Below are 19,165 nucleotides of genomic sequence, written 5' to 3' on the forward strand. Positions count from 1 at the left end.
GTCCGTGGACCGTCAACTGGAGCCCCGATGACCCGCAGCAGGACCCGCCGTCTCGCCCGAGCCGCCGCCGTCACGGGCAGCGTCACCGCCCTCACCCTCGCCCTGCCGTTCACCGCCTCCGCGGGCGTGCTGCAGAACCTGCCCGAGAACGCGACCGCGTTCGAGAAGAACTTCGAGCCGCTGTACGACTACGACACCGACAGCTGCTACCCGGCCGCCGCCATCGACCCCGGCGGCACGCTCAACGGCGGCCTCAAGCCCACCGGTTCGGTCACCGGCGACTGCCGCGACGGCCACCTCGGTCACGCCAACACCTACTCACGCTCCAAGTGCAACAACGGCTGGTGCGGGATCGTCTACGCCAGCTACTTCGAGAAGGACGAGGCCTCCCCCGGCATCGGCCACCGCCACGACTGGGAGTGCATCGTCGTCTGGGTCAGGGACGGCGCGTCCACCCCGTCGTACCTCTCGGCGTCCGCACACGGCGACTTCGACACCGAGGCGGTCGCCGACGTGCCGATGAGCGGTCAGCGGGTCGAGGTGGTCTACCACAAGGACGGTCTGAGCACCCACGCCTTCCGCTTCGCCAAGTGGGGCGAGACCCCCGAGAACGACACCGGCGCCTGGCACCAGGAGAACCTGCTCACCTGGGAGAACATGGCGTCCAACCTGCGCGACATCCTCAACGCCTCCGACTGGGGCGACGCCAACTTCCCGCTCCAGGACTCCAAGTTCGACGCCCACCTGGCCACCGCCCTGCCCAGCGGCATCGCCTTCGACCCGTACGCCTGACCGGTGCCCGGGCCTCCGCCACGCGTACGCTGCGGGGATGACCTCCGCCGCCGCCCGCACCGCCCTGGACCTCACCGCCGATCTGCCGGTCCCCGACCTGGAGGACCTCTACCGCGACCTGCACCGCCACCCCGAACTCTCGCTCCAGGAGCACCGCACCGCCGGCCGGCTGGCCGAGCGGTTGCGCGCCGCCGGGTACGAGACGGCCGAGGGCGTCGGCGGTACCGGGGTGGCCGGTGTGCTGCGCAACGGCGAGGGGCCGACCGTGCTGCTGCGGGCCGACATGGACGCGCTGCCGGTGCGGGAGGAGAGCGGACTGCCATACGCCTCCGAGACGGACGGCGTGATGCACGCCTGCGGGCACGACCTGCACGTCACCTGGCTCGCGGGCGCCGCCCGGGCGCTGGCGGAGGGACGGGAGACCTGGAGCGGCACCCTGCTGGTGGTGGGCCAGCCCGCCGAGGAGACCGGGCAGGGCGCCGAGCGGATGGTGGCGGACGGGCTGTACGAGCGGTTCGCGCGCCCGGACGTGCTGCTGGGCCAGCACGCGGCCCCCGGTCCGGTCGGCTTCTACGCGCACTCGCCGGGGCTGATCATGTCGGCGTCGACGGACGTCGACATCGTCGTGCACGGCCGGGGCGGGCACGGCTCGCGCCCCGAGACGACCGTCGACCCCGTCGTCACCGCCGCCCACCTCGTCACCCGCCTCCAGACCGTCGTCTCCCGCGAGATCGCCGCCAGCGAGTCCGCCGTCCTGACCGTCGGCCGCATCGAGGCGGGCACCCGGCACAACATCATCCCCGCCGAGGCCCGCATCGCCCTCAACCTGCGCACCCAGTCCGACGAGGTGCGCGAGCGGATGCTCGCCGCGATCCGCCGCATCGCCGCCGGCGAGGCCCTCGCCGCCGGGTGTCCCCGGGAGCCGGAGGTCACCGTCGGCGCCACCTTCCCGGTGACCGTGAACGACGCGGACACCGACCGCCGGGTGGCCGCCGTGCACGAGGAGGTGCTCGGGGCGGGCACCGTCCTGGACTTCGGGCCGGTGATGGGCAGCGAGGACTTCCCGCGGCTGGCGCGGGGCGGCATCCCGTACTCGTACTGGTTCGTCACCACCACCCCCGCCGCGGTGTGGGACGCGGCCGAGGGCGACGACCTGATGGAGAAGTTCCTGGCCGTCCCCAGCAACCACAGCCCCCACTTCGCCCCCGACCCCGCCACGATCGCCCCCGGCGTGCGGACGCTGGTCTCGGGCGCGCTCACCTGTCTGGCCTAGCCGGACAGGGCCTTGCGCAGGGCTTTGTCCAGGCTTCTGGCGAGGGTCTCGGCGTCCGGCGGGTGGGCGCTGAACAGCGCGCCGAGCTGGGCGGTGAGCGTCTGCGTGAAGGCCCCGTACAGCGGGGTGCGCGGGCGGGGGACCGCCTTCTTCAGGGCCGGGAGCAGGATGCCGCGCGCGTAGGCGGGGCGGCCGGCCTGGTCGCGGGGCATGCGGTCGGCGCTCTCGCCGGTGGGGGAGGCGGACGGGGTGCCGGTGGCGCAGCGCAGGTCGTCGTCCGTGTACGCCGACGCGCGGGTGGCCGCGAAGCCCGCGTCCAGCAGGCAGCGTTCGCTCTGCCTGCCGGTGAGGAAGGAGATCAGGTCGGCGGCGCCCTTCGCCTTGGTCGAGGACGCCGTCACCGCCAGGTTCTGCCCGCCGAGCACCGCCCGCCCGGGCAGCGGCGCCACGCCCAGCTGCCCGGGCGTGAGGGTCTGGAAGAGGGTGCGGTAGGCGTAGGGCCAGTGGCGCAGGAACGCGGTGCGTCCGTCGGCGAAGTCGCTCAGCGAGGCCGCCTCGTCGGAGTGCACGGCGTCCGGCAGCAGATACGACTGGTCGGTGCGCCGGCCCAGTTCCGCGACGCCCCGCGCCAACTCGTCCACGTCACCGGTGTAGTGGCCGTCGGCCGCGGTGAGCGAGAGCCCCGGGACCGCGGTCGCGAACGCCTCGACGGCGTTGACCGTCCGGCCCTCGTACCCGGCGAGCTGGGTGGTCCAGCCCTTCTCGTACCCCTCGGGCTGGTGGTCGTTCACCGCGCTCATCAGCGAGTCCAGGCTGGTCCAGTCGAGGTCCACGGCGCTCAGGTCGGTCTGCTGGACGCCCGCCGCCCGCAGCCAGTCGCGCCGGTAGTAGAGCAGGCCGACGTCGCTGTTGAAGGGCACGGCATAGAGGTGTCCGTCCCACCGCGCGGTGTCCGCGACCGACTTGACGACGTCGCCGTCGATCATGCCGTCCGGCAGCGGCCGTACGAGATGCGCGGCGGCGAACTCCGGCACCCACGTCACGTCGAGGTTGACCACGTCGTAGGACGCCCCGCCCGACTGGAGCGCCCCGAGGAGCTGGCTGCGCTGTTCGTCCGCGCTGCCGGAGAGTTCGACCAGGCGGGCGTGGTAGCCGGTGTGCCGGCTGTCCTGGCGCCGGTTCCAGGCGTCGATGAGCTGCTGGCGCACCCCGTCCTTGCCGGTGACGTCCCGGCCGCTGGCGACCACGATGTCCCCGGGCACCTCCCGCGCGGACGGCCCGTGCCCGCCGCCCGTGCACGCGGCCAGCACCAGCAGCACCGTCAGGGCCGCGATCCGCCGCAGCGGCCGTACGGTCATCAGTCCTCCCCCGTCCCGGTGCGCGCCACCTCGTCCGCCAGGCCCGTGCCGAGGTCGTCGTCGGCGTCCAGGCAGCGCCCGCCGCTCGCGCCGGAGACGCCGGCGTCCGGCCGGCCCCGGTCGCAGCCGCCGCCGACCAGGGACACCATGGTCACCGGCACCTTCACCGACCGGGCCCGCGCCAGCACCTGCCGCAGGGCGGCGCCGGTCAGCCGGGAGTCGTCCTCGTCGTCGGTGACGTACACGACCAGCTGCGGGCGGTCGTCGTCGGCGCCGCGGTGGGCCATGTCGTCGAGCGCGGCGAGCAGCGCGGCGTGCGGGTCGGCCTCGGCGTCCCGGACCTTCGCACCGCCGTCGATGGTGCTCTCGGCCTCCGGCCTGCGGTGCTGCCCGAACTCCAGCAGCACCGTGTACGGCCGTCCCGAGGTGCCGGCGACCGCCCACACGCCGTACTCGTCCTGGGGGCCGAGCCCGCCCAGCGACTGCTTCAGCAGCCCGGGGCCGCCGCTCGGGCCCTGCCACAGGCCCGCCATGGAGCCGGAGCTGTCCAGCAGGAACAGCACCCGGCCGGGCCCGTGCGCGCCCCGGTACTCCTTCAGCGCCGTGTCCATCGCCTCCCGTCCGGCCGGGCGGAAGGGCTGCGACAGGATCCGGCGCACGCCGTCGCCGACGTCGTCCTCGTCCAGCAGGTCCCGCCGGCCCGTCGCGGCCCGGAAACCGTCGCGGGCGAACACCTTCCGGCCGCCCTCGCCGGCGAGCCAGGCGTGGAAGCGGTCGGCCGCGTCCTCCCGCGCGCCCTCGTCCCGGTCGGCGTCCGCCCAGCGGACCCGCACGAAGGTGGGCTCGATGCCGGGCACGTCGTCCGCGTACTCCGCGAGCCGCGGGGTGCGCGTCGTACGGTCGCAGCCCACGCCCGTCTTCAGCAGGAACTCCGGCACGAGGGCGGCGGTGCGCTGGTCCACGGCGTCGTCGTCGGGCAGCGTGCACAGCAGGTCGGCGGCGGTGCGGGCGGGCGGCCCCGGCTGGGCGGCCTCGCGTTCGGCGCGGGCGCCCGCGGTGCCGTACAGGCCGGTGGTGGCCAGCAGCGCGGCGTCCGTGAACTCCGGGTCGGGGCGGCGCACTTCGGCCTCCTTGTCGCGCCGGCGCAGGTCCTCCAGCAGCCGGGCCAGGGTCGGCGCGGTGCGCTCGGCCTGCGAGGCGCCGGCGATGTTCTGCGGCACGGCCAGCACGACGGGCGAGTAGGCGAGCGGGTGGGCGTCCGACTGGAGCCGGGCCACCGCGCCGCTGTCCTGGACGTGGGTGACCCGCTGGACGTCGGCGGGGGAGGCCGGGATCCACACGTCCGGCTGCGGGCCGATGTCGCGCTGCGGGTTGGTGTCCTCGTCCCGCGGCTCCCGCCACGCCTCGGTCTGCCGGCCCAGGGCGTCGACCGCGTCGGCGGCACCGGCGCTGTAGACGGTGATGCCGGTGCGCCGGCAGCCGTCGCCGTCCCGGTTGGCGTCCGACGTCAGGTACGCGTCGGCCGCCGACGTCACCGTCGGCTCCAGGTCCGGGTCGGTGAGCACGCGCAGCTCCAGCGGCGGGGCGCAGGTGGTGTGGGAGGCGAGCAGGGCGGACAGCCCGCAGGAGCCGAGGCCGGTGGCGAGGACGGCCAGCAGCAGGCCGAAGAGCACGGTCCGGTGCAGGGCGCGCAGGAGGCGGAGCACGGCGGCGCGGGCACGCCGCAGCGCCTCCCGCAGCCGCAGCCTCTCCCGGAGCCGCCGGGGCGGGGGCGGAGGCGGCGGGGGCGGCGGGGGCGCCGGGCGGGGAAGCGCCGCGGCCAGCAGGACGTCCTCCCCCGGCTCGGCCCTGCTCAGCGGCTCCCACGGCAGGCCGCGCACGGTCCTCAGCCGGGCCGCCCGCATCCGCTCCCGCAACCGCTCCGCGAGCTCGCCGAACCACAACTCGCCCGTCCCGGCCCGGGGTTCCTCCTCAAGGAGCCGGGCGAGCAGCGCGGTGAACGGCGTCGGCGTGTCCGGATCGCCCGCGTCGATGCGGTGGTTGGCCTGCACGCTCGTCAGCAGCAGCGTCCGCCGCCGGTCCGGGTCGGGGAAGCGCTCCCAGATCCAGGCCGCGTTGCCCGCGAAGCAGCAGTCGAGCACCACCACGATCCGCTCGGCCCGGCTGGCGCCCAGCATGCCCAGGACGGTGGTGAACATCTCGGCGCCCGGGAACACGCCCGTCTCGGCGCCCGCGTACACCCCGGCGCCCCGCAGTTGCAGGAACAGCTCGTCGGCCGCGCTGGGGATCGCGCCGTGCCCGGCGAAGTACACCAGCAGCAGCCCCTCGGCCTCCTCGATCACCGGGTGCAGGGCCTGCTCGAACTCCTTGGTGTGCGGCGAGTGCAGCACGGTGACCTCGTCGGCGGCGAACACCCCCGCGCGCGGCAGGACCTCACCGAGCCGGTCCAGGTTGTGCTTGACGGCGGGCAGGTCGCCCGGGACGCCGTGCGGGGGCTCCGTGTGGTCGTACTCGGACACACCGACGAGCAACGCCCGGTTCGCCTTCCCCCGCGGGTCGACTCGGCTCACGGGGTTACCTGTCGTCGGGGCCCACACCGTCGACGTCGGCGTCCGGCGGTTCTCCGTCCTCCACCTCCCGGCGGTTGTCCCGCCAGGCCTGTACGGCCAGCCGGACGGCCGGCACGAGTTCCTTGAACGCGGCGGAGGCGCCCGCGCCGATCAGCGCGACGACGATCTCCGAGCCGAAGCCCATCGGCGTGCCCGGCTCACCGTCCCTGCGGCCGCGCACCTCGATCCTGAGTTCCCCGCGCCGGGCCCAGTGATCGAGCGGTTCCTCCCGCTCCAGCCACTTCTTCAGAGCGCCGACATCGCTCTCCCCGGCCGTGCGGTCCAGCCGTACGCGGATCTCCTGGTTGGCCACTCCATCCCCCTCAGCCATAACTCACCATCATGGCACCGGATTTGTCCGGTAGGGGAGAGCCGGTTCAGCCTTGTGTCTGCAACTGCCGCAGCTGCCGCTGCACATGGTCGAGCGCGCCCTGCCGCCGGCCGGGCACACGGGCCCGCAACTCCGCGAGCGCGGCGCCCAGTTCGCGGGCCGGGCGGGTGTCGCGGATCTGCCCCCACTGGTGGTGCGCCCGGTCCACGGCGGCCTCGACGGCCGGGGTGTCCGCCGGCTGCCCCGCCGCCAGCCGGGCACCGGCCACCGCCAGCCAGGTCCGGCAGCTGCGCACCGGGTCCCCCGCCAGCATCGCGAGGTCGGCCCGCACCTCGGCCCAGTGCAGGGCCTCTTCGGACCCCGGCCCGAAGGCGCGGACGGCGGCCTGCTCGTGCCGGGCGGCGAGGAGGTCGGCGTCGGGGTGGCGGCCGGCGCGGACGGCGGCGGAGATGACGTCGTGGGGGTCGCCGGGCGGCGGCCCCGGAGCCGTGAGCACCAGCCCCGCGGGCTCCTCGGTGATCCGGGCCAGCGCCTGCTGGTGAAGCTGCTCCAGCGGCGGACGCCGGCCGCTGCGCAGGATGGTCGCCACCGCCTTCATGTACGCCGGCACCGCGACCGTGCGCCGGGCCGGCGGCGGCGCGATGCGGCCGTAGACGGCGTGGGCGGCACCGCAGTCGAGGGGGTGCGCGGTCAGCCACTGCCAGGTCTCCGCGTCGGCGTGCAGGTCGAGCAGGAGGGTGGTGGAACCGGCCGGGCGCAGGCGCAGTTCCTCGCGGATCCAGTGCCAGGGCAGGGCGGTGTAGCGGACGGTCGAGGGTGTCGTGCGGGCCAGGGCGAGGTGGGGCAGGCGCTGGCGGCGGTCGAGCTGGAGCTGCCCGGTGACGAAGACGGTGAGGGGTCCGGGAGCCGCCGCCGCGGCCCGCAGCCGGGTCAGCACGGCCTGCGGTTCCAGGGGGTCGGCGAGTTCGACGACGTTCGCAGTCTCGGTGCCGGACAGCACGGCGGGCGGGACGGCCGCGAGGACGGGGAGCACGGAGGCCGCGTCCACCAAGCACCCCTTGCCGGCCGGCGCGGCGGCGAGCAGCAGCACGGTTCCGGGCATCGGTCCCTCCCCATCCCCCGTCGATCACGTACGGCAGCACCGTAACCGCTGCGGCTGCAAAGGTGGGCGTGCGGCCTGCAGACGTCCGCTTCAGCCGTCGGCGCCCGGCTTGCGCCGTACGGCGAAGATCGTGGTGTCGTCGTCCAGCCGCCCGCCGCAGTGGCGCAGGGTGCGGTCGCGTACGTAGGCGACCAGGCGGCGCGGTTCGGCGGTGCGCGGGTCGGCGGCGACGGCGCGGGCCACGTCGTCGGCGAGCGGGTAGAAGCAGCCGTCGGAGTCGCGGGCCTCGGTGACGCCGTCGGTGGTCAGCAGCAGCGTCTCACCGGCCGCGAGGCGCACCCGGCGCGGGACGGGCGGGCCGCCGGCGGCCAGGTCACCGAGGCCGATGGGCAGGGCGTGAGCCGCCGGCAGCGGCCGTACCCCGCCGGGCCCGACGACGAGCGGGGGATCATGCCCGAAGAGGATCACGTCCACGGCGTCGGGGTCGTCGTCGGGAAACCCGAGCAGAACGGCGGTGGCGAAACGGTCACCGTCGGTACGGCGAGCGTCGTCGTCGCACTCCCGGCGGGTGTTCGGGGCGTGCTGCTCGCGGCGGGCAGCGGGGGTGGGCGGGGAGCCGGGGGCGGCGCGCAGGGCCGCTGTGTGGCCCCGGTGGCGGACCATGCGGATCTCCAGGCGGTCGGCGACCGTGCTCAGGTCGCCCTCGTGGTAGGCGGCCTCGCGGAAGGTGCCGAGCAGGGCGGCCGCCGCCTCGACCGCGCCGAGGCCCTTGCCCTGGACGTCGCCGACCAGGACGCGGGTGCCGTGCGGGCCGGGCTGGACGTCGTAGAAGTCGCCGCCGACGCGGGCGTCGACGTCGGCGGCGAGATAGACGGCGGCGTGGTCGAGGCCCCCGAAGCCCGGGGGCAGCGGACGCAGCACGGTACGGCGGGTGGTGTCGGCGACGTCCCGCATGTGCAGCATGCGGCGCTCGCCGCGCGTCCGCACCGCGCAGGCCACGGTGGCCAGGATGCCGCCGGTGGCGACGAGGATGAAGTCGGGCAGGCCGGTCCGGTACTGGTGCGGCCAGGCGGCGTCGGCGAGCAGGTAGTCCACGACGGCCAGCACGGCGAGGACGGCCGTGCCGACCACCCCGCAGATCGCCGCCGCCACCGCCGGCACCAGCACCGCCCAGGAGATGATCCGGAACCGGCCGGTGGTGTTGAAGTCGACGACCGTGATCGCGACGAGCAGCAGCAGCGGCGGCAGCCACGCGACACTGCGCCCGCCCAACCGCAGGGTCTGGCCGCGCCGCGCGCCCTGCGCCTGGCCGGCCGGCACCCGTTGCAGCAGGCCCCGCCGCCCGGCCATCGGCCTCAGCCCGCGCCCGCTCATGATCCCCAGCGAAACACGCGCCCCGCACCCGCGCATCCGGGCCGGTTCGGGCGCTGTGCCGACTTGCCAGGCCCTGCCGCCAGGTGTGCTCTGGAAGCGGGGGCGAGGAGAGAGAGGAGTGCTCTCATGGCTCAGGCGGCACCCGCGTCCGGCGGGATGATGGGGCGGGTCAGGGCGAACCGGGCGGCCCGGCCCACCCGGACACCGGACCTGTTCGACGAACGCGTCCACACCGTGGCCCGGTACGGCATCCCGGTGGTCCTCGGACTGCTCTACGGCTTCTGGGCGGCCGCGAACCGCCGCGGCGGCGGCCCCATCACCGGCTGGAACGTGCTGTTCGGCTTCGTGACCGCGGCCGTGTTCATCGTGCTGTGCATCGCCGTGGCGACGTTCGCCCCGCTGCTCAAGCGCGAGCTCCACTCCCTGGTGAAGTCGGCGTTCGCCGGTGCGGCGGTGGGCTTCCTGTACAGCCAGACCGGCGAGTCGATCCTGCGGTCCGTGGCGATGGGCGTGGTGGTCACGGCGGCCGTCTTCGGCGTGTTCTTCTACCGCTACTACACGCGCGAGGACGCGGCGGGCAACCGCATCCGCTGACCACGCCCGAGGGCCCCGGCGCCGGACGCCGGGGCCCTCGGGTTCCCTCACCTCACCGGACCGCCAGTGCACTCCACGTGGTGGAGACGCCGACGGAGACCGTGGTGGTCACCGCCCAGGAGCCGTTCCAGCTCGGGTCGTCGAGGTCGGCGTTGGACCAGCCGCCGTCCTTCCACCGCGGGCACGGGTGCGCGCAGGTCGGCACCGGCCGTCCGCCGGTGTCCACGAACACGGCGCTCGCCCAGCCCTGCGAGCCGACGAGCCAGTACCAGTACGGATTGCCGTCGACGCGCTGTCCGCGGACCATGCACTGCACACGGTCCTGACCGCCTGGCGGGAGCCGGTCCACCACGGACGAGTCGACGGTGGGTCCCGCCCGCACGTTGAGCGCGGTGCGCGAGACGACGGTGCCCCAGACCGGACTGCCGCCGCCTCCGTCACGGGCGGTCTGCGCGGCCGCCGCCGTGCCCGCCGCCGCGGCGACGACCGTGCCACCGGCGAGCAGCGCTGCGGTGAAGGTCCTCAGGGCCGGAGTGGTGCGCATGATCGGCCTCCTTCTCCCCAGCACCAGGAAACACCCGTTCGGGTGAACCCTCCACCGGAGAACGGAAGTCGCAGTTCCGCCCTGCTTTCCGTTCCGCAGCGCCCGGGAGGTACACCCGGGATGTACACCCGGATGCAGGCGTCCCGCTCGCGCCCTCCGCCCCGGGCCCGTTGCCTGGAAGGGTGCCCGCACGTCTCAGAACCGCTCTGTCGGCCTCCCTCATCGCCCTCGCCTGTCTGCTCGCGCCGTGCGGCGCGCTGGCCGCGTGGGCGGCGTACGGGCTGGCCGACACGGGGCGCTACGTCACCGCGATGGCGCCGCTGGCCGCGGACCCGGCGGTGCGCGGCGCGGTCGCGGACACCGTCGGCACCGAGGTCCTGCACGAGGTCGACGACCGGATGGACGTACGGCCGATGCGGGGCGTACGGCCCTTCGTGCACGACGCCGTACGGTCCTTCACCCGCACCGAGGCCTTCCGCACCGCCTGGGACGCCGGCAACCGGGCCGTCCACGACGCCGTGCTGCACGCCCTGCGCGACGAGCGGGAGCGCGCGGTGACCGTGGACCTCGCGCCGGTCACCGCCCAGGTCAAGCGGGAACTGGCCGACGAGCACATGCCGCTCGCGGAGCGCATCCCCGTCGAGCACACCGAGGTCGCCGTTCTTCCGGCCCAGGATCTGGACCGGCTGCGGAAGGGGTTCCACGCGTTGGAAGTCGCCGGATTCTGGCTGCCGCTGGCGGCCGTGGTCTTCGCGGTCGCCGGCATCGCCGTCGCCGTCTGCCGCCGCCGCGCGCTCACCGCGACCGCCCTGGGCACCGCGCTCGGCGGCGCCTTCCTGGGCCTCGCGATCGCGATCGGCCGCCACCTCACCCTCGCCGACCTGCCCGAACCGGCCCACCAGCCGGCCGCGGGCGCGGTCTACGACGCCCTCACCGCGACCCTGCGCCAGGCGGCCTGGCTGCTGGTCGCCGTGGGCCTCGCGGTGGCCCTGGCCACCTGGCTGACCCGCTTCGTACGGCCGCTGGTCCGGCCGCACGGACCTGTGCCGGAGGCGCTGGGCCTCGCCGCGCCGGCTCCGCAGATGCAGGCGGCCACGCAGGTCTCCGAGCCGGGCGTGGCCGTCAGGGCGTCCGACGACCTGACGGCGATCGCCCGCGCCGGCACCACCGGGCCGACCGGCCCCGGCTGACGCACCCCACCGTCACCGACTCCGCGCCACCCCCACCAGCGTGCCCAACGCCCGCTCCAACTCCGGCACCGACGCCGACGCAAGCCCAAGCCTGACCGCATCAGGTGTGCGCCCGGGGCCCACGGCGAAGGCGGGCCCCGGCGTCACGGCGATCCCGCGCTCGGCCGCCGCAACCGTCACCGACTCCGCGCCACCTCCACCAGCGTGCCCAACGCCCGCTCCAACTCCGGCACCGACGCCGACGCAAGCCCAAGCCTGACCGCATCAGGTGTGCACCCGGGGTCCACGGCGAAGGCGGGCCCCGGCGTCACGGCGATCCCGCGCTCGGCCGCCGCGGCCGTGAACGGCTCCGCGCGCCACCCCGCCGGCAGCCGCCACCAGGCGAAGTAGGCCCGGGGATCGCACCGCACCCGGAACCCGTCGAGCGTGCGCGCCACCAGCCGCTGCCGTGCCGCGGCGTCCGCCCGCTTCGCCGCCACCAGGCGCGCCACCGTCCCGTCCCCGGCCCACCGCACGGCCGCCTCCAGCGCGAACCGCCCCGCACTCCACCCGCCCGACCGCACCGCCGCCGCCACGGCGTCCGCCCGCCGCGGCGGTACGACGAGGAAGCCGACGCTCAGTCCGGGCGCCACCCGCTTGGACAGCCCGTCGACGACATGGGTGAGCTCGGGGGCGTGGGCGGCGAGGGGCGGCTCGGCCGAGGCGTCGAGGAAGGACCAGATCCGGTCCTCCACGACGGGCAGCCCCAACCCCCGCACCACCTCGGCCAGTTGCCGCCGCCGCGCGCCGCTCATGGTCACGGAGGTCGGGTTGTGCAGGGTCGGCTGCACATAGAGGGCGCGCACACGGGCGGCGGCGACGGCCTCCGGACGCAGCCCGTCCTCGTCCGTGGGCAACGGCACCAGCGTGAGCCCCAGCCGCGCGGCGATCTCCTTGACCAGCGGATACGTCAGCTCCTCCACCCCGACCCGGTCGCCCGGGCGGACCAGGGAGGCGAGGGCGGCGGCGATGGCCTGGCGGGCGTTGCCGGTGAACAGCAGCCGCTCGGGGTCCGGCCGCCATCCCGGGGTGGCGAGCATCCCGGTCACCGCGGCGCGGGCCGCGGCGGTGCCGGCGGCCGGCGCGGGGCGCAGGGCCTCGGTCAGCACGTCGGGCCGCAGCAGGGGAGCGAGGGCGGGTGCGAGCAACTCCGACTGGCCCGGCGCGGAAGGGTAGTTGAGCTCCATGTTCACCGGCGCCGAGTCGCCGGCCGCCTCGGTGAGCGCGCGTCCGGCCGGACGCGGCGGGGCGGCCCGCACGAAGGTGCCCCGGCCGACCTCCCCGACCACCAGCCCCCGGCGCACGAGTTCGCCGTACGCCCGCTCCGCCGTCGAGGCCGCGATGCCGTGCCGGCGCGCGAACCGCCGTTGCGGCGGCAGCCGTTCACCCGGGCCGAGCCGCCCCTCGGCGATGTCGGCGGCTATGCGGTCGGCGATGCGCAGATAGTCGCTCACGGGTCTCCGTCCCTGCCGGTCGGGTCGGCGCGGCTCCCGCACCGAGCACATTGCACCGAGGGCAAAGATTTTATTGCACCGAGGAGTCGGGCCCGCCTAGTTTCGCTCCCATGGCGACTCCCACTCCTCTCGTCCTGGTCCACGGCCACCCCTTCGACCACACCATGTGGCACCCGCAGCGGGCCGCCTTCGCCGCCGAACGCCAGGTCGTCACCCCCGACCTGCGCGGCTACGGCGCCTCGCCGGCCACCCCCGTCACCCGCTTCGAGCAGTTCGCCGAGGACATCGAGGCCCTGCTCGACGGCCTCGGGGTGGACACCTGCGTGCTGGCGGGCCTGTCCATGGGCGGCCAGATCGTCATGGACTGCTACCGGCGATTCCCCGGCCGCGTCCGGGGCCTGGTCCTCGCGGACACCTTCCCCGCGGCGGAGACGGCCGGCGGGAGGATCGTCCGCAACGAGACGGCCGACCGGCTGCTCGCCGAGGGCATGCGCGGATACGCCGACGAGGTCCTGGAGAAGATGGTGGCGCCGTACGCCGACGCCGGGGTCAAGGCCCACGTCCACCGCATGATGACGGCGACCCGCCCCGAGGGCGCCGCCGCGGCCCTGCGCGCCCGCGCCGAACGCCCCGACTACCGGGCCCTGCTCGCCCGCGTCACCGTCCCCGCCCTGGTCGTCGTCGGCAGCGACGACACCTATACCCCGGTCGCGGACGCGGAGGCGATGCACGCGGCCCTTCCCGACTCGACGCTGCGGGTGATCGAGGGGGCGGCCCACCTGCCGAACCTGGAGCGGCCGGAGGAGTTCAACGCGGCGCTGGGGGAGTTCCTGGCGCGGGTGGACGGCCACTCGTACGCTCGGAGGCTGTGACCGACTCCGCCCGAGCCACCGTCCCGCGACGCCGGGCCCGGGTCGCGGGACGGTGGCTCGGCGCCCTGCTCCTGGCCGGCGTGAGTGCGGTGGTCGGCTGCCGCGTCGCCGACACCGACGGCGTCACCCCCGTCCCCCAGCTCCTCGCCTTCCTGCCCTGGCTCCTCGCCCCCACCGCCCTCGCCCTCCTCCTCTCCCTGCTCGCCCGCTGGTGGCCCGGCCTGGTCTGGACAGTCGTCGTACTGGCCCTGCTGGCCTGGTACTTCGAGCCGTACGGCCGAAGCGCCGAGCCCGGCGGCCCCGCCCTCGCCGAACTGCGCGTGCTGACGTCGAACGTCGAGTTCGGCCGCGGCACCGACGCCCTGGTTCCCGTCGTCCGCGCCCGCCGTCCCGACGTCGTGTTCGTGGAGGAGTGCGAGTACACCTGCCAGGCGACGCTGACGAAGACCTTCCGCGCCGGCTACCCCTACCGCCGGGCCGTGGTGGCCGGCGGTTCGGAAGGCTCGCTCATCCTCAGCCGCTTCCCGCTCACGCCCGCCGGCGGTGTCACCGGCACCATGGGCATGCCCGGCGCCGTCGCCGACGTCGGCGGCCACGCCGTACGGCTCCAGCTCGCGCACCCCATGCCCCCGCTGCCCGGCCAGGTCGGCGTCTGGCGCCGGGAGCTCGGCAGGCTCCGCGACGCGGCCGCCGCCGTCCGCACGCCGCTGATCCTGGCCGGCGACTTCAACGCCACCCAGGACCACGCCGCCTTCCGCCGCATCCTGGACACCGGCCTGCGCGACGCCGCCCGCCTCGCCGGCCACGATCGCACCCCCAGCTGGCCGGCGCGCACCGCACCCGCGATCGGCGCCCAGATCGACCACGTCCTCGTCTCCCGGGACTTCGCGGCGAACAGCGCCCGCTTCCTCACCCTCCCCGACACCGACCACCGCGCCCTGCTCGTGGACATCACGCTCCACCAGCGCGGATGACCTGACCGGCGGTGCCGCAGCCGAACGACGGCCCGTCGCCGCACACCCGGCGGAGCGCTCAGCCGCCGATCGTCCGTCCGTCCGTGCGCCACACGGCCACCACCGCCGGCCGTGTGATCTTCCCGGGTCCGTCGGGCCAGGTGCTCGCCGGCTTCTCCACGGACGCCCCGTCGACCTCCCGGTCGGCCCCGGTCGGCACGGTGAGGAACTGCTTCAGCTCACCCCGCCGCTCGCCGCGCGTGGCCACCCCGAACAGGCCGTCGTGCGAGCCGAGCTGTTGCCGTCGGTGGAGACGAAGTGGGTGGGGGGCGTCCGGGTCAGGGCGAAACGTCCACCCGCATGCGGGGCGGACGACGCCGGGACGACGGGCAACGGCTTGCGCACTTTACTCTCCCCTTGCGGTCTCTTGGTGTGAGCGTGACGGTAGGGGGGCGTATGCGCGGAGGCGCTGCTGCCGGATGAACGGCGAGTGAACGAGCGGGCGCGTCATCGGGCGCCCGTCCGGGGCCGCTAACCTTACGTGTCCGTCCTGGCCAGGGATTGACGGGCATCAACTCACGCGAAGGGGTGCGCACATGGGCATTCTCACTCTCCTGCGGAACACTTTCGGCCGGTCACGCAAGGGGCGCGGCGCCGAAGCAGAGGGTGCGGGCTCCTCGCAGACGCCGACGCCCACGCCCTCCACCGAGCCGACGGTCCCGTCCGCGTCCCCGTCCCCGGAGCCCACGCCCACCAACACGGACGACGAACACGAACTGGTCGCAGCGGCCTTCGACAACGTCACCATCCCGAAGCAGCCGACACCGGAGGCCGAGCCGGTGGCGGTGACGGAGGAAGAGGAACCGGAGCCGGTCGCGGCGGCCAAGGATGAGGAGCCGACGCGGGAGCCCGAGTCGGTCGCGGTGACGGAGAAAGAGGAGCCGACGCCCGAGCCGGAGCCGGAGCCGGCGACGGTGACGGTGACGGAGGAGAAGGCGGAGTCCGAGCGGGAGCCGGTGGTGGCGGAGGAACCTGCCGCGGAGGTTGCCGCCGAGGAATCCGTCGCGGAGGAGCCCGAGGCTGCTGCGCCCGAGGCATCGCCTGCGGACGAGACCCCGCAGCCAGCGCCGAAGCCCGGACCGGAGCCCCAGCCCGAGCCCGCGCCGGAGCCCGTGCAGGAGCTGGAACCGGAGCAGGAGGCCGAGCCGGAGCTGAAGCCGGAGCCGGAGCCCGCCACGACCCCCGAAACGACCGCCACCGAACCCGAAGCGGCCGCCGCAGAATCCGAAACGACCGCCACCGAACCCGAAGTGACCGCCACCGAACCCGAGGTGACCGTCACCGAGCCGGAAGCGGCCGTTGCCGAATCCGAAACCCCCGCTCCCGAACCCGAAGCGGCGTCCGAACCCGAAGCGGCCGTTTCCGAACCCGAAGCCACCGCTCCCGATTCCGAAGCCACCGCTCCCGAACCCGAAGCGGTGTCCGAACCCCAGGTCACCCCCAGCCCCGCTCCCACCCCCGAACCCGCGGTCGCCGACGGTGACAGCGCCCCGCAGGGGCCCGCACCCGGCCACGAAAGCGGCACGGGCGGTGCGGGTGGGAACAACCCCCCGGTCCCCGCCCCCCTCCGCACGGCCTACGACACCGCCGCCACCACCCTCGCCACCCACAACCTCACCGACACCACCGCCAAGGTCTACCTCGTCCTGGACCGCTCCGCCTCCATGCGCCCCTACTACAAGGACGGCTCGGCCCAGGCCCTCGGCGAGCAGACCCTCGCCCTCGCCGCCCACCTCGACCCCGCCGCCACCGTCCACGTCACCTTCTTCTCCACCGAGGTCGACGGCACCGGCGAACTCACCCTCACCGACTTCGACAACAAGATCGACGACCTGCACGCCGGCCTCGGCCGCATGGGCCGTACCAGCTACCACGCGGCCGTCGAAGAAGTCCTCACGCACCACACCAAGGAATCCCCGGACACCCCGGCCCTGGTCGTGTTCCAGACGGACGGCGCCCCCGACGCCAAGACCCCCGCCACCCAGGCCCTCACCGACGCGGCGAAGACCCACCCCTCCGTCTTCTTCTCCTTCGTCGCCTTCGGCGACCCGGAGAACAAGGCCTTCGACTACCTGCGCAAGCTCAAGCTCCCCAACACGTCCCACTTCCTGGCCGGCGAGACCCCGAAGGAACTCACGGACGCGGAGATCTACGAGGGCATCCTGGCGAACTGGCGCCCGTGACGCCGTAGAACCACCACCCCCGGCCGCCCCTTCTCGCCCCGCAAAACGGGAAGCGGGCGGCCCACCCGTGTCGGCTACGATTTCAAGGTTCGCAACGCAAACCAAGAACACCGACCTGGGAGCAGCCCCCGATGGCTCGACACCTCATCACCAGCGCCCTTCCGTACATCAACGGGATCAAGCACCTGGGCAACATGGTGGGGTCCATGCTCCCGGCGGACGTCTACTCCCGCTACCTGCGCCAGCGCGGCCACGACGTCCTCTACATCTGCGCCACCGACGAACACGGCACCCCCGCCGAGCTCGCTGCGAAGGAGCAGGGCCTCCCGGTCGACGAGTTCTGCGCGCAGGCGCACGACGCCCAGAAGGCGGTCTACGACGGCTTCGCGCTCGCGTTCGACTACTTCGGCCGCAGCTCCTCCCCGCAGAACGTGGAGATCACCCAGCACTTCGCCCGCCGCCTCAACGAGAACGGCTTCATCGAGGAGCGGGCGATCCGCCAGGTGTACAGCCCCACCGACGGCCGCTTCCTCCCGGACCGCTACGTCGAGGGCACCTGCCCCCACTGCGGCTACGACAAGGCCCGCGGCGACCAGTGCGAGAACTGCACCCGCGTGCTGGACCCCACCGACCTGATCAACCCCCGGTCCGCGATCTCGGGCTCCACGGACCTGGAGGTCCGCGAGACCAAGCACCTCTTCCTGCTCCAGTCGAAGCTCCAGCACGAGGTGGAGGCCTGGGTCGCCCGGCACGAGGACGACTGGCCGCAGCTGGCCTCCTCCATCGCCCGCAAGTGGCTGAACGAGGGCCTGCACGACCGCGCGATCACCCGTGACCTGGACTGGGGCGTGCCGGTCCCGGCGGACACCTGGCCGGAGCTGGCGGCCGAGGGCAAGGTCTTCTACGTCTGGTTCGACGCCCCCATCGAGTACATCGGCGCGACGAAGGAGTGGGCGGACCTCGACCCGGAGAACCGGGACTGGAAGTCCTGGTGGTACGACGTCGACACCACCGTCCGCTACACGGAGTTCATGGCGAAGGACAACGTCCCCTTCCACACCGTGATGTTCCCGGCCACCGAGCTGGGCGTGCGCGAGCCGTGGAAGAAGGTCGACTACGTCAAGGCGTTCAACTGGCTGACGTACTACGGCGGGAAGTTCTCCACCAGCCAGAAGCGCGGTGTCTTCACCGACCACGCGCTGGAGATCCTGCCCGCCGACTACTGGCGCTACTTCCTCATCGCCAACGCCCCCGAGTCCGACGACTCGTCGTTCACCTGGGAGCACTTCACGGCGACGGTGAACAAGGACCTCGCCGACACCCTCGGCAACTTCGTCAACCGGGTGCTGTCCTTCTCCAGGAAGCGCTTCGGCGAGGAGGTCCCGGCGGGCGGCGAGCCCGGCGCGGCGGAGGCGCGGCTCGGCGAGGAGATCGCCCGCCTGCTCGCCGAGTACGAGGAGCACATGGAGTCCCTCCAGTTCCGCAAGGCCGCGGCGGCGCTGCGCGCCCTGTGGTCGGCCGGCAACTCCTACCTGGAGGAGAAGGCCCCCTGGCTGGAGATCAAGACCGACAAGGACGGCGCGGCCCTGACCCTGCGCACGGCGATGAACCTGATCCACCTCTACGCGGTGGTCTCGGAGCCGTTCATCCCGACGACCGCCAAGGCCATGCGCGAGGCGTTCTCACTCACCGACGACAACGCCACCTGGGTCACCGCCGACGAGGCCGGGGCACTGGCCTCCGTCCCCGCCGGCACCCCCTTCACGGTGCCCCCCGTCCTGTTCGCCAAGCTCACGGACGACGACCTCGCCGCGTACAAGGAGCGCTTCGGCGGCGAGGCCGCGTAGGCACCCGGCGTAGCGACTCGGCGCAGGAACGGTGACATAAGGGGCTCGGGAGGCCGGTGGGCTTTCCGGGCCCCGTATTGTTCGGCCATGGCAGTGCCCGAAGTCGTCCCGATCGCCTATGTGCCCCGGCACCGCACCGAATCCATCGGCCGGTACGGGGACGGTCAGTTCCTGGCGTCGATCACGTACGCCTTTCCCGCGGGGTTCCGTCTGGACCACGGCTGGGAAGAGCAAAAACGTCTCTACACCGTGCTGCACACCTTCGATACCGAGGGTCGCTACCGCGACTCGGAGATCTGGTGTGCCGGCACCTGGGCCGAGCAGCTGCGCGATCCCGACGGGGCCGACTCGGTGCTCCAGCGGGCCCGCGTCCACCTGGCGAAACTGCTGCGCAGCCTGCCCCGCCGCGCCTACACCGACATCGCGATACGGCCGTTCCAGGTCACCGTCGACGACGTGACCTTCGGTCTGCTGACCGGTGAGGACGCGGAGGGCGGCTGGGCCGAGCTCTACCCGGACCGCCTGTTCTTCACGGCGCCCTGGGACGGCTCGTACGACACCTGAGGCGTCGGAGAGCACGCCGACGTCTC

The 19,165-nt window shown here is 74.1% G+C and carries 16 protein-coding genes and 1 pseudogene; 9 read left to right on the plus strand and 8 right to left on the minus strand.

Annotated elements, in window-relative coordinates:
- Nucleotides 1–27 precede the first annotated feature (27 nt).
- Nucleotides 28–792, plus strand: a complete 765-nt coding sequence (locus ACYF6T_RS15690) for an NPP1 family protein (protein WP_461696814.1) — start codon at nt 28–30, stop codon at nt 790–792.
- Nucleotides 793–829: 37 nt separating this feature from the next.
- Nucleotides 830–2,065: an amidohydrolase gene (locus tag ACYF6T_RS15695; protein WP_461696816.1), complete on the plus strand. Its 1,236-nt coding sequence runs from the start codon at nt 830–832 to the stop codon at nt 2,063–2,065.
- Here the strand turns inward: ACYF6T_RS15695 and ACYF6T_RS15700 are convergent.
- The 5 genes from ACYF6T_RS15700 to ACYF6T_RS15720 all read right to left on the minus strand — a co-directional run bounded on the left by ACYF6T_RS15700 (nt 2,062) and on the right by ACYF6T_RS15720 (nt 8,839).
- Nucleotides 2,062–3,423, minus strand: coding sequence for an extracellular solute-binding protein (locus ACYF6T_RS15700; RefSeq protein WP_461696818.1), 1,362 nt, complete (start codon nt 3,421–3,423; stop codon nt 2,062–2,064). The two genes, ACYF6T_RS15695 and ACYF6T_RS15700, sit on opposite strands and share 4 nt — an antisense overlap.
- Entirely contained in the window at nt 3,423–5,993 is a 2,571-nt protein-coding gene (locus ACYF6T_RS15705) for a substrate-binding domain-containing protein (protein WP_461696819.1), read from the minus strand. The genes ACYF6T_RS15700 and ACYF6T_RS15705 overlap by 1 nt, the downstream gene beginning before the upstream one ends.
- A 4-nt stretch (nt 5,994–5,997) precedes the next feature.
- Nucleotides 5,998–6,363: a hypothetical protein gene (locus tag ACYF6T_RS15710; protein ID WP_461696820.1), complete on the minus strand. Its 366-nt coding sequence runs from the start codon at nt 6,361–6,363 to the stop codon at nt 5,998–6,000.
- A 46-nt stretch (nt 6,364–6,409) separates the two neighbouring features.
- On the minus strand, nt 6,410–7,465 hold the full coding sequence (locus ACYF6T_RS15715; RefSeq protein ID WP_461696821.1) for a hypothetical protein: 1,056 nt from the start codon (nt 7,463–7,465) through the stop codon (nt 6,410–6,412).
- 90 nt (nt 7,466–7,555) lie between these two features.
- Nucleotides 7,556–8,839, minus strand: coding sequence for a PP2C family protein-serine/threonine phosphatase (locus ACYF6T_RS15720; RefSeq protein WP_461696822.1), 1,284 nt, complete (start codon nt 8,837–8,839; stop codon nt 7,556–7,558).
- A 126-nt stretch (nt 8,840–8,965) separates the two neighbouring features.
- On the opposite strand from ACYF6T_RS15720, the gene ACYF6T_RS15725 reads away from it, so the two are divergent.
- On the plus strand, nt 8,966–9,433 hold the full coding sequence (locus ACYF6T_RS15725; protein WP_461696824.1) for a hypothetical protein: 468 nt from the start codon (nt 8,966–8,968) through the stop codon (nt 9,431–9,433).
- Nucleotides 9,434–9,485: 52 nt separating this feature from the next.
- Here ACYF6T_RS15725 and ACYF6T_RS15730 read toward each other — a convergent pair whose 3' ends face one another.
- On the minus strand, nt 9,486–9,977 hold the full coding sequence (locus tag ACYF6T_RS15730) for an SH3 domain-containing protein (protein ID WP_461696826.1): 492 nt from the start codon (nt 9,975–9,977) through the stop codon (nt 9,486–9,488).
- Between the two features lie 182 nt (nt 9,978–10,159).
- On the opposite strand from ACYF6T_RS15730, the gene ACYF6T_RS15735 reads away from it, so the two are divergent.
- Nucleotides 10,160–11,167 carry a hypothetical protein gene (locus ACYF6T_RS15735; RefSeq protein ID WP_461696828.1) on the plus strand — a complete coding sequence of 336 codons (1,008 nt, stop codon included), beginning with the start codon at nt 10,160–10,162 and terminating at the stop codon, nt 11,165–11,167.
- 176 nt (nt 11,168–11,343) lie between these two features.
- Here ACYF6T_RS15735 and ACYF6T_RS15740 read toward each other — a convergent pair whose 3' ends face one another.
- A complete protein-coding gene (locus tag ACYF6T_RS15740; protein WP_461696830.1) occupies nt 11,344–12,660 on the minus strand; it encodes an aminotransferase-like domain-containing protein in 1,317 nt (438 codons plus the stop codon).
- Between the two features lie 110 nt (nt 12,661–12,770).
- Between ACYF6T_RS15740 and ACYF6T_RS15745 the strand changes: the two genes are divergently transcribed.
- Both ACYF6T_RS15745 and ACYF6T_RS15750 read left to right on the plus strand, forming a co-directional pair.
- Nucleotides 12,771–13,532, plus strand: coding sequence for an alpha/beta fold hydrolase (locus ACYF6T_RS15745; RefSeq protein WP_461696831.1), 762 nt, complete (start codon nt 12,771–12,773; stop codon nt 13,530–13,532).
- Nucleotides 13,529–14,506 carry an endonuclease/exonuclease/phosphatase family protein gene (locus ACYF6T_RS15750; RefSeq protein WP_461696833.1) on the plus strand — a complete coding sequence of 326 codons (978 nt, stop codon included), beginning with the start codon at nt 13,529–13,531 and terminating at the stop codon, nt 14,504–14,506. The genes ACYF6T_RS15745 and ACYF6T_RS15750 overlap by 4 nt, the downstream gene beginning before the upstream one ends.
- Before the next feature lie 58 nt (nt 14,507–14,564).
- Here the strand turns inward: ACYF6T_RS15750 and ACYF6T_RS15755 are convergent.
- A pseudogene (locus ACYF6T_RS15755) lies at nt 14,565–14,803 on the minus strand (phosphatase); the annotation flags it as partial.
- Between the two features lie 278 nt (nt 14,804–15,081).
- Here ACYF6T_RS15755 and ACYF6T_RS15760 point away from each other — a divergent pair.
- The 3 genes from ACYF6T_RS15760 to ACYF6T_RS15770 all read left to right on the plus strand — a co-directional run bounded on the left by ACYF6T_RS15760 (nt 15,082) and on the right by ACYF6T_RS15770 (nt 19,139).
- The gene (locus ACYF6T_RS15760; RefSeq protein ID WP_461696835.1) at nt 15,082–16,728 is read left to right on the plus strand and encodes a VWA domain-containing protein; all 1,647 of its coding nucleotides are present in this window, start codon (nt 15,082–15,084) and stop codon (nt 16,726–16,728) included.
- Between the two features lie 131 nt (nt 16,729–16,859).
- Nucleotides 16,860–18,575 (plus strand): methionine--tRNA ligase, encoded by a 1,716-nt coding sequence (gene metG, locus ACYF6T_RS15765; RefSeq protein ID WP_461696837.1) that lies wholly within the window; start codon nt 16,860–16,862, stop codon nt 18,573–18,575.
- A gap of 87 nt (nt 18,576–18,662) precedes the next feature.
- Complete coding sequence (locus tag ACYF6T_RS15770) at nt 18,663–19,139, plus strand: hypothetical protein (RefSeq protein WP_461696839.1); 477 nt, start codon at nt 18,663–18,665, stop codon at nt 19,137–19,139.
- Nucleotides 19,140–19,165: the final 26 nt, after the last annotated feature.

This window comes from Streptomyces sp. 7R007, from assembly GCF_054850255.1.

Bases quoted from the DNA above. Each gene is read 5' to 3' on its own strand.
- ACYF6T_RS15690 (WP_461696814.1), top strand. From the start codon at position 28: ATGACCCGCAGCAGGACCCGCCGTCTCGCCCGAGCCGCCGCCGTCACG.
- ACYF6T_RS15725 (WP_461696824.1), top strand. From the start codon at position 8,966: ATGGCTCAGGCGGCACCCGCGTCCGGCGGGATGATGGGGCGGGTCAGG.
- ACYF6T_RS15700 (WP_461696818.1), bottom strand. From the start codon at position 3,423: ATGACCGTACGGCCGCTGCGGCGGATCGCGGCCCTGACGGTGCTGCTG.
- ACYF6T_RS15730 (WP_461696826.1), bottom strand. From the start codon at position 9,977: ATGCGCACCACTCCGGCCCTGAGGACCTTCACCGCAGCGCTGCTCGCC.
- ACYF6T_RS15720 (WP_461696822.1), bottom strand. From the start codon at position 8,839: ATGAGCGGGCGCGGGCTGAGGCCGATGGCCGGGCGGCGGGGCCTGCTG.
- ACYF6T_RS15715 (WP_461696821.1), bottom strand. From the start codon at position 7,465: ATGCCCGGAACCGTGCTGCTGCTCGCCGCCGCGCCGGCCGGCAAGGGG.
- ACYF6T_RS15745 (WP_461696831.1), top strand. From the start codon at position 12,771: ATGGCGACTCCCACTCCTCTCGTCCTGGTCCACGGCCACCCCTTCGAC.
- ACYF6T_RS15770 (WP_461696839.1), top strand. From the start codon at position 18,663: ATGGCAGTGCCCGAAGTCGTCCCGATCGCCTATGTGCCCCGGCACCGC.
- ACYF6T_RS15760 (WP_461696835.1), top strand. From the start codon at position 15,082: ATGGGCATTCTCACTCTCCTGCGGAACACTTTCGGCCGGTCACGCAAG.
- ACYF6T_RS15710 (WP_461696820.1), bottom strand. From the start codon at position 6,363: ATGGCTGAGGGGGATGGAGTGGCCAACCAGGAGATCCGCGTACGGCTG.
- ACYF6T_RS15695 (WP_461696816.1), top strand. From the start codon at position 830: ATGACCTCCGCCGCCGCCCGCACCGCCCTGGACCTCACCGCCGATCTG.
- metG (WP_461696837.1), top strand. From the start codon at position 16,860: ATGGCTCGACACCTCATCACCAGCGCCCTTCCGTACATCAACGGGATC.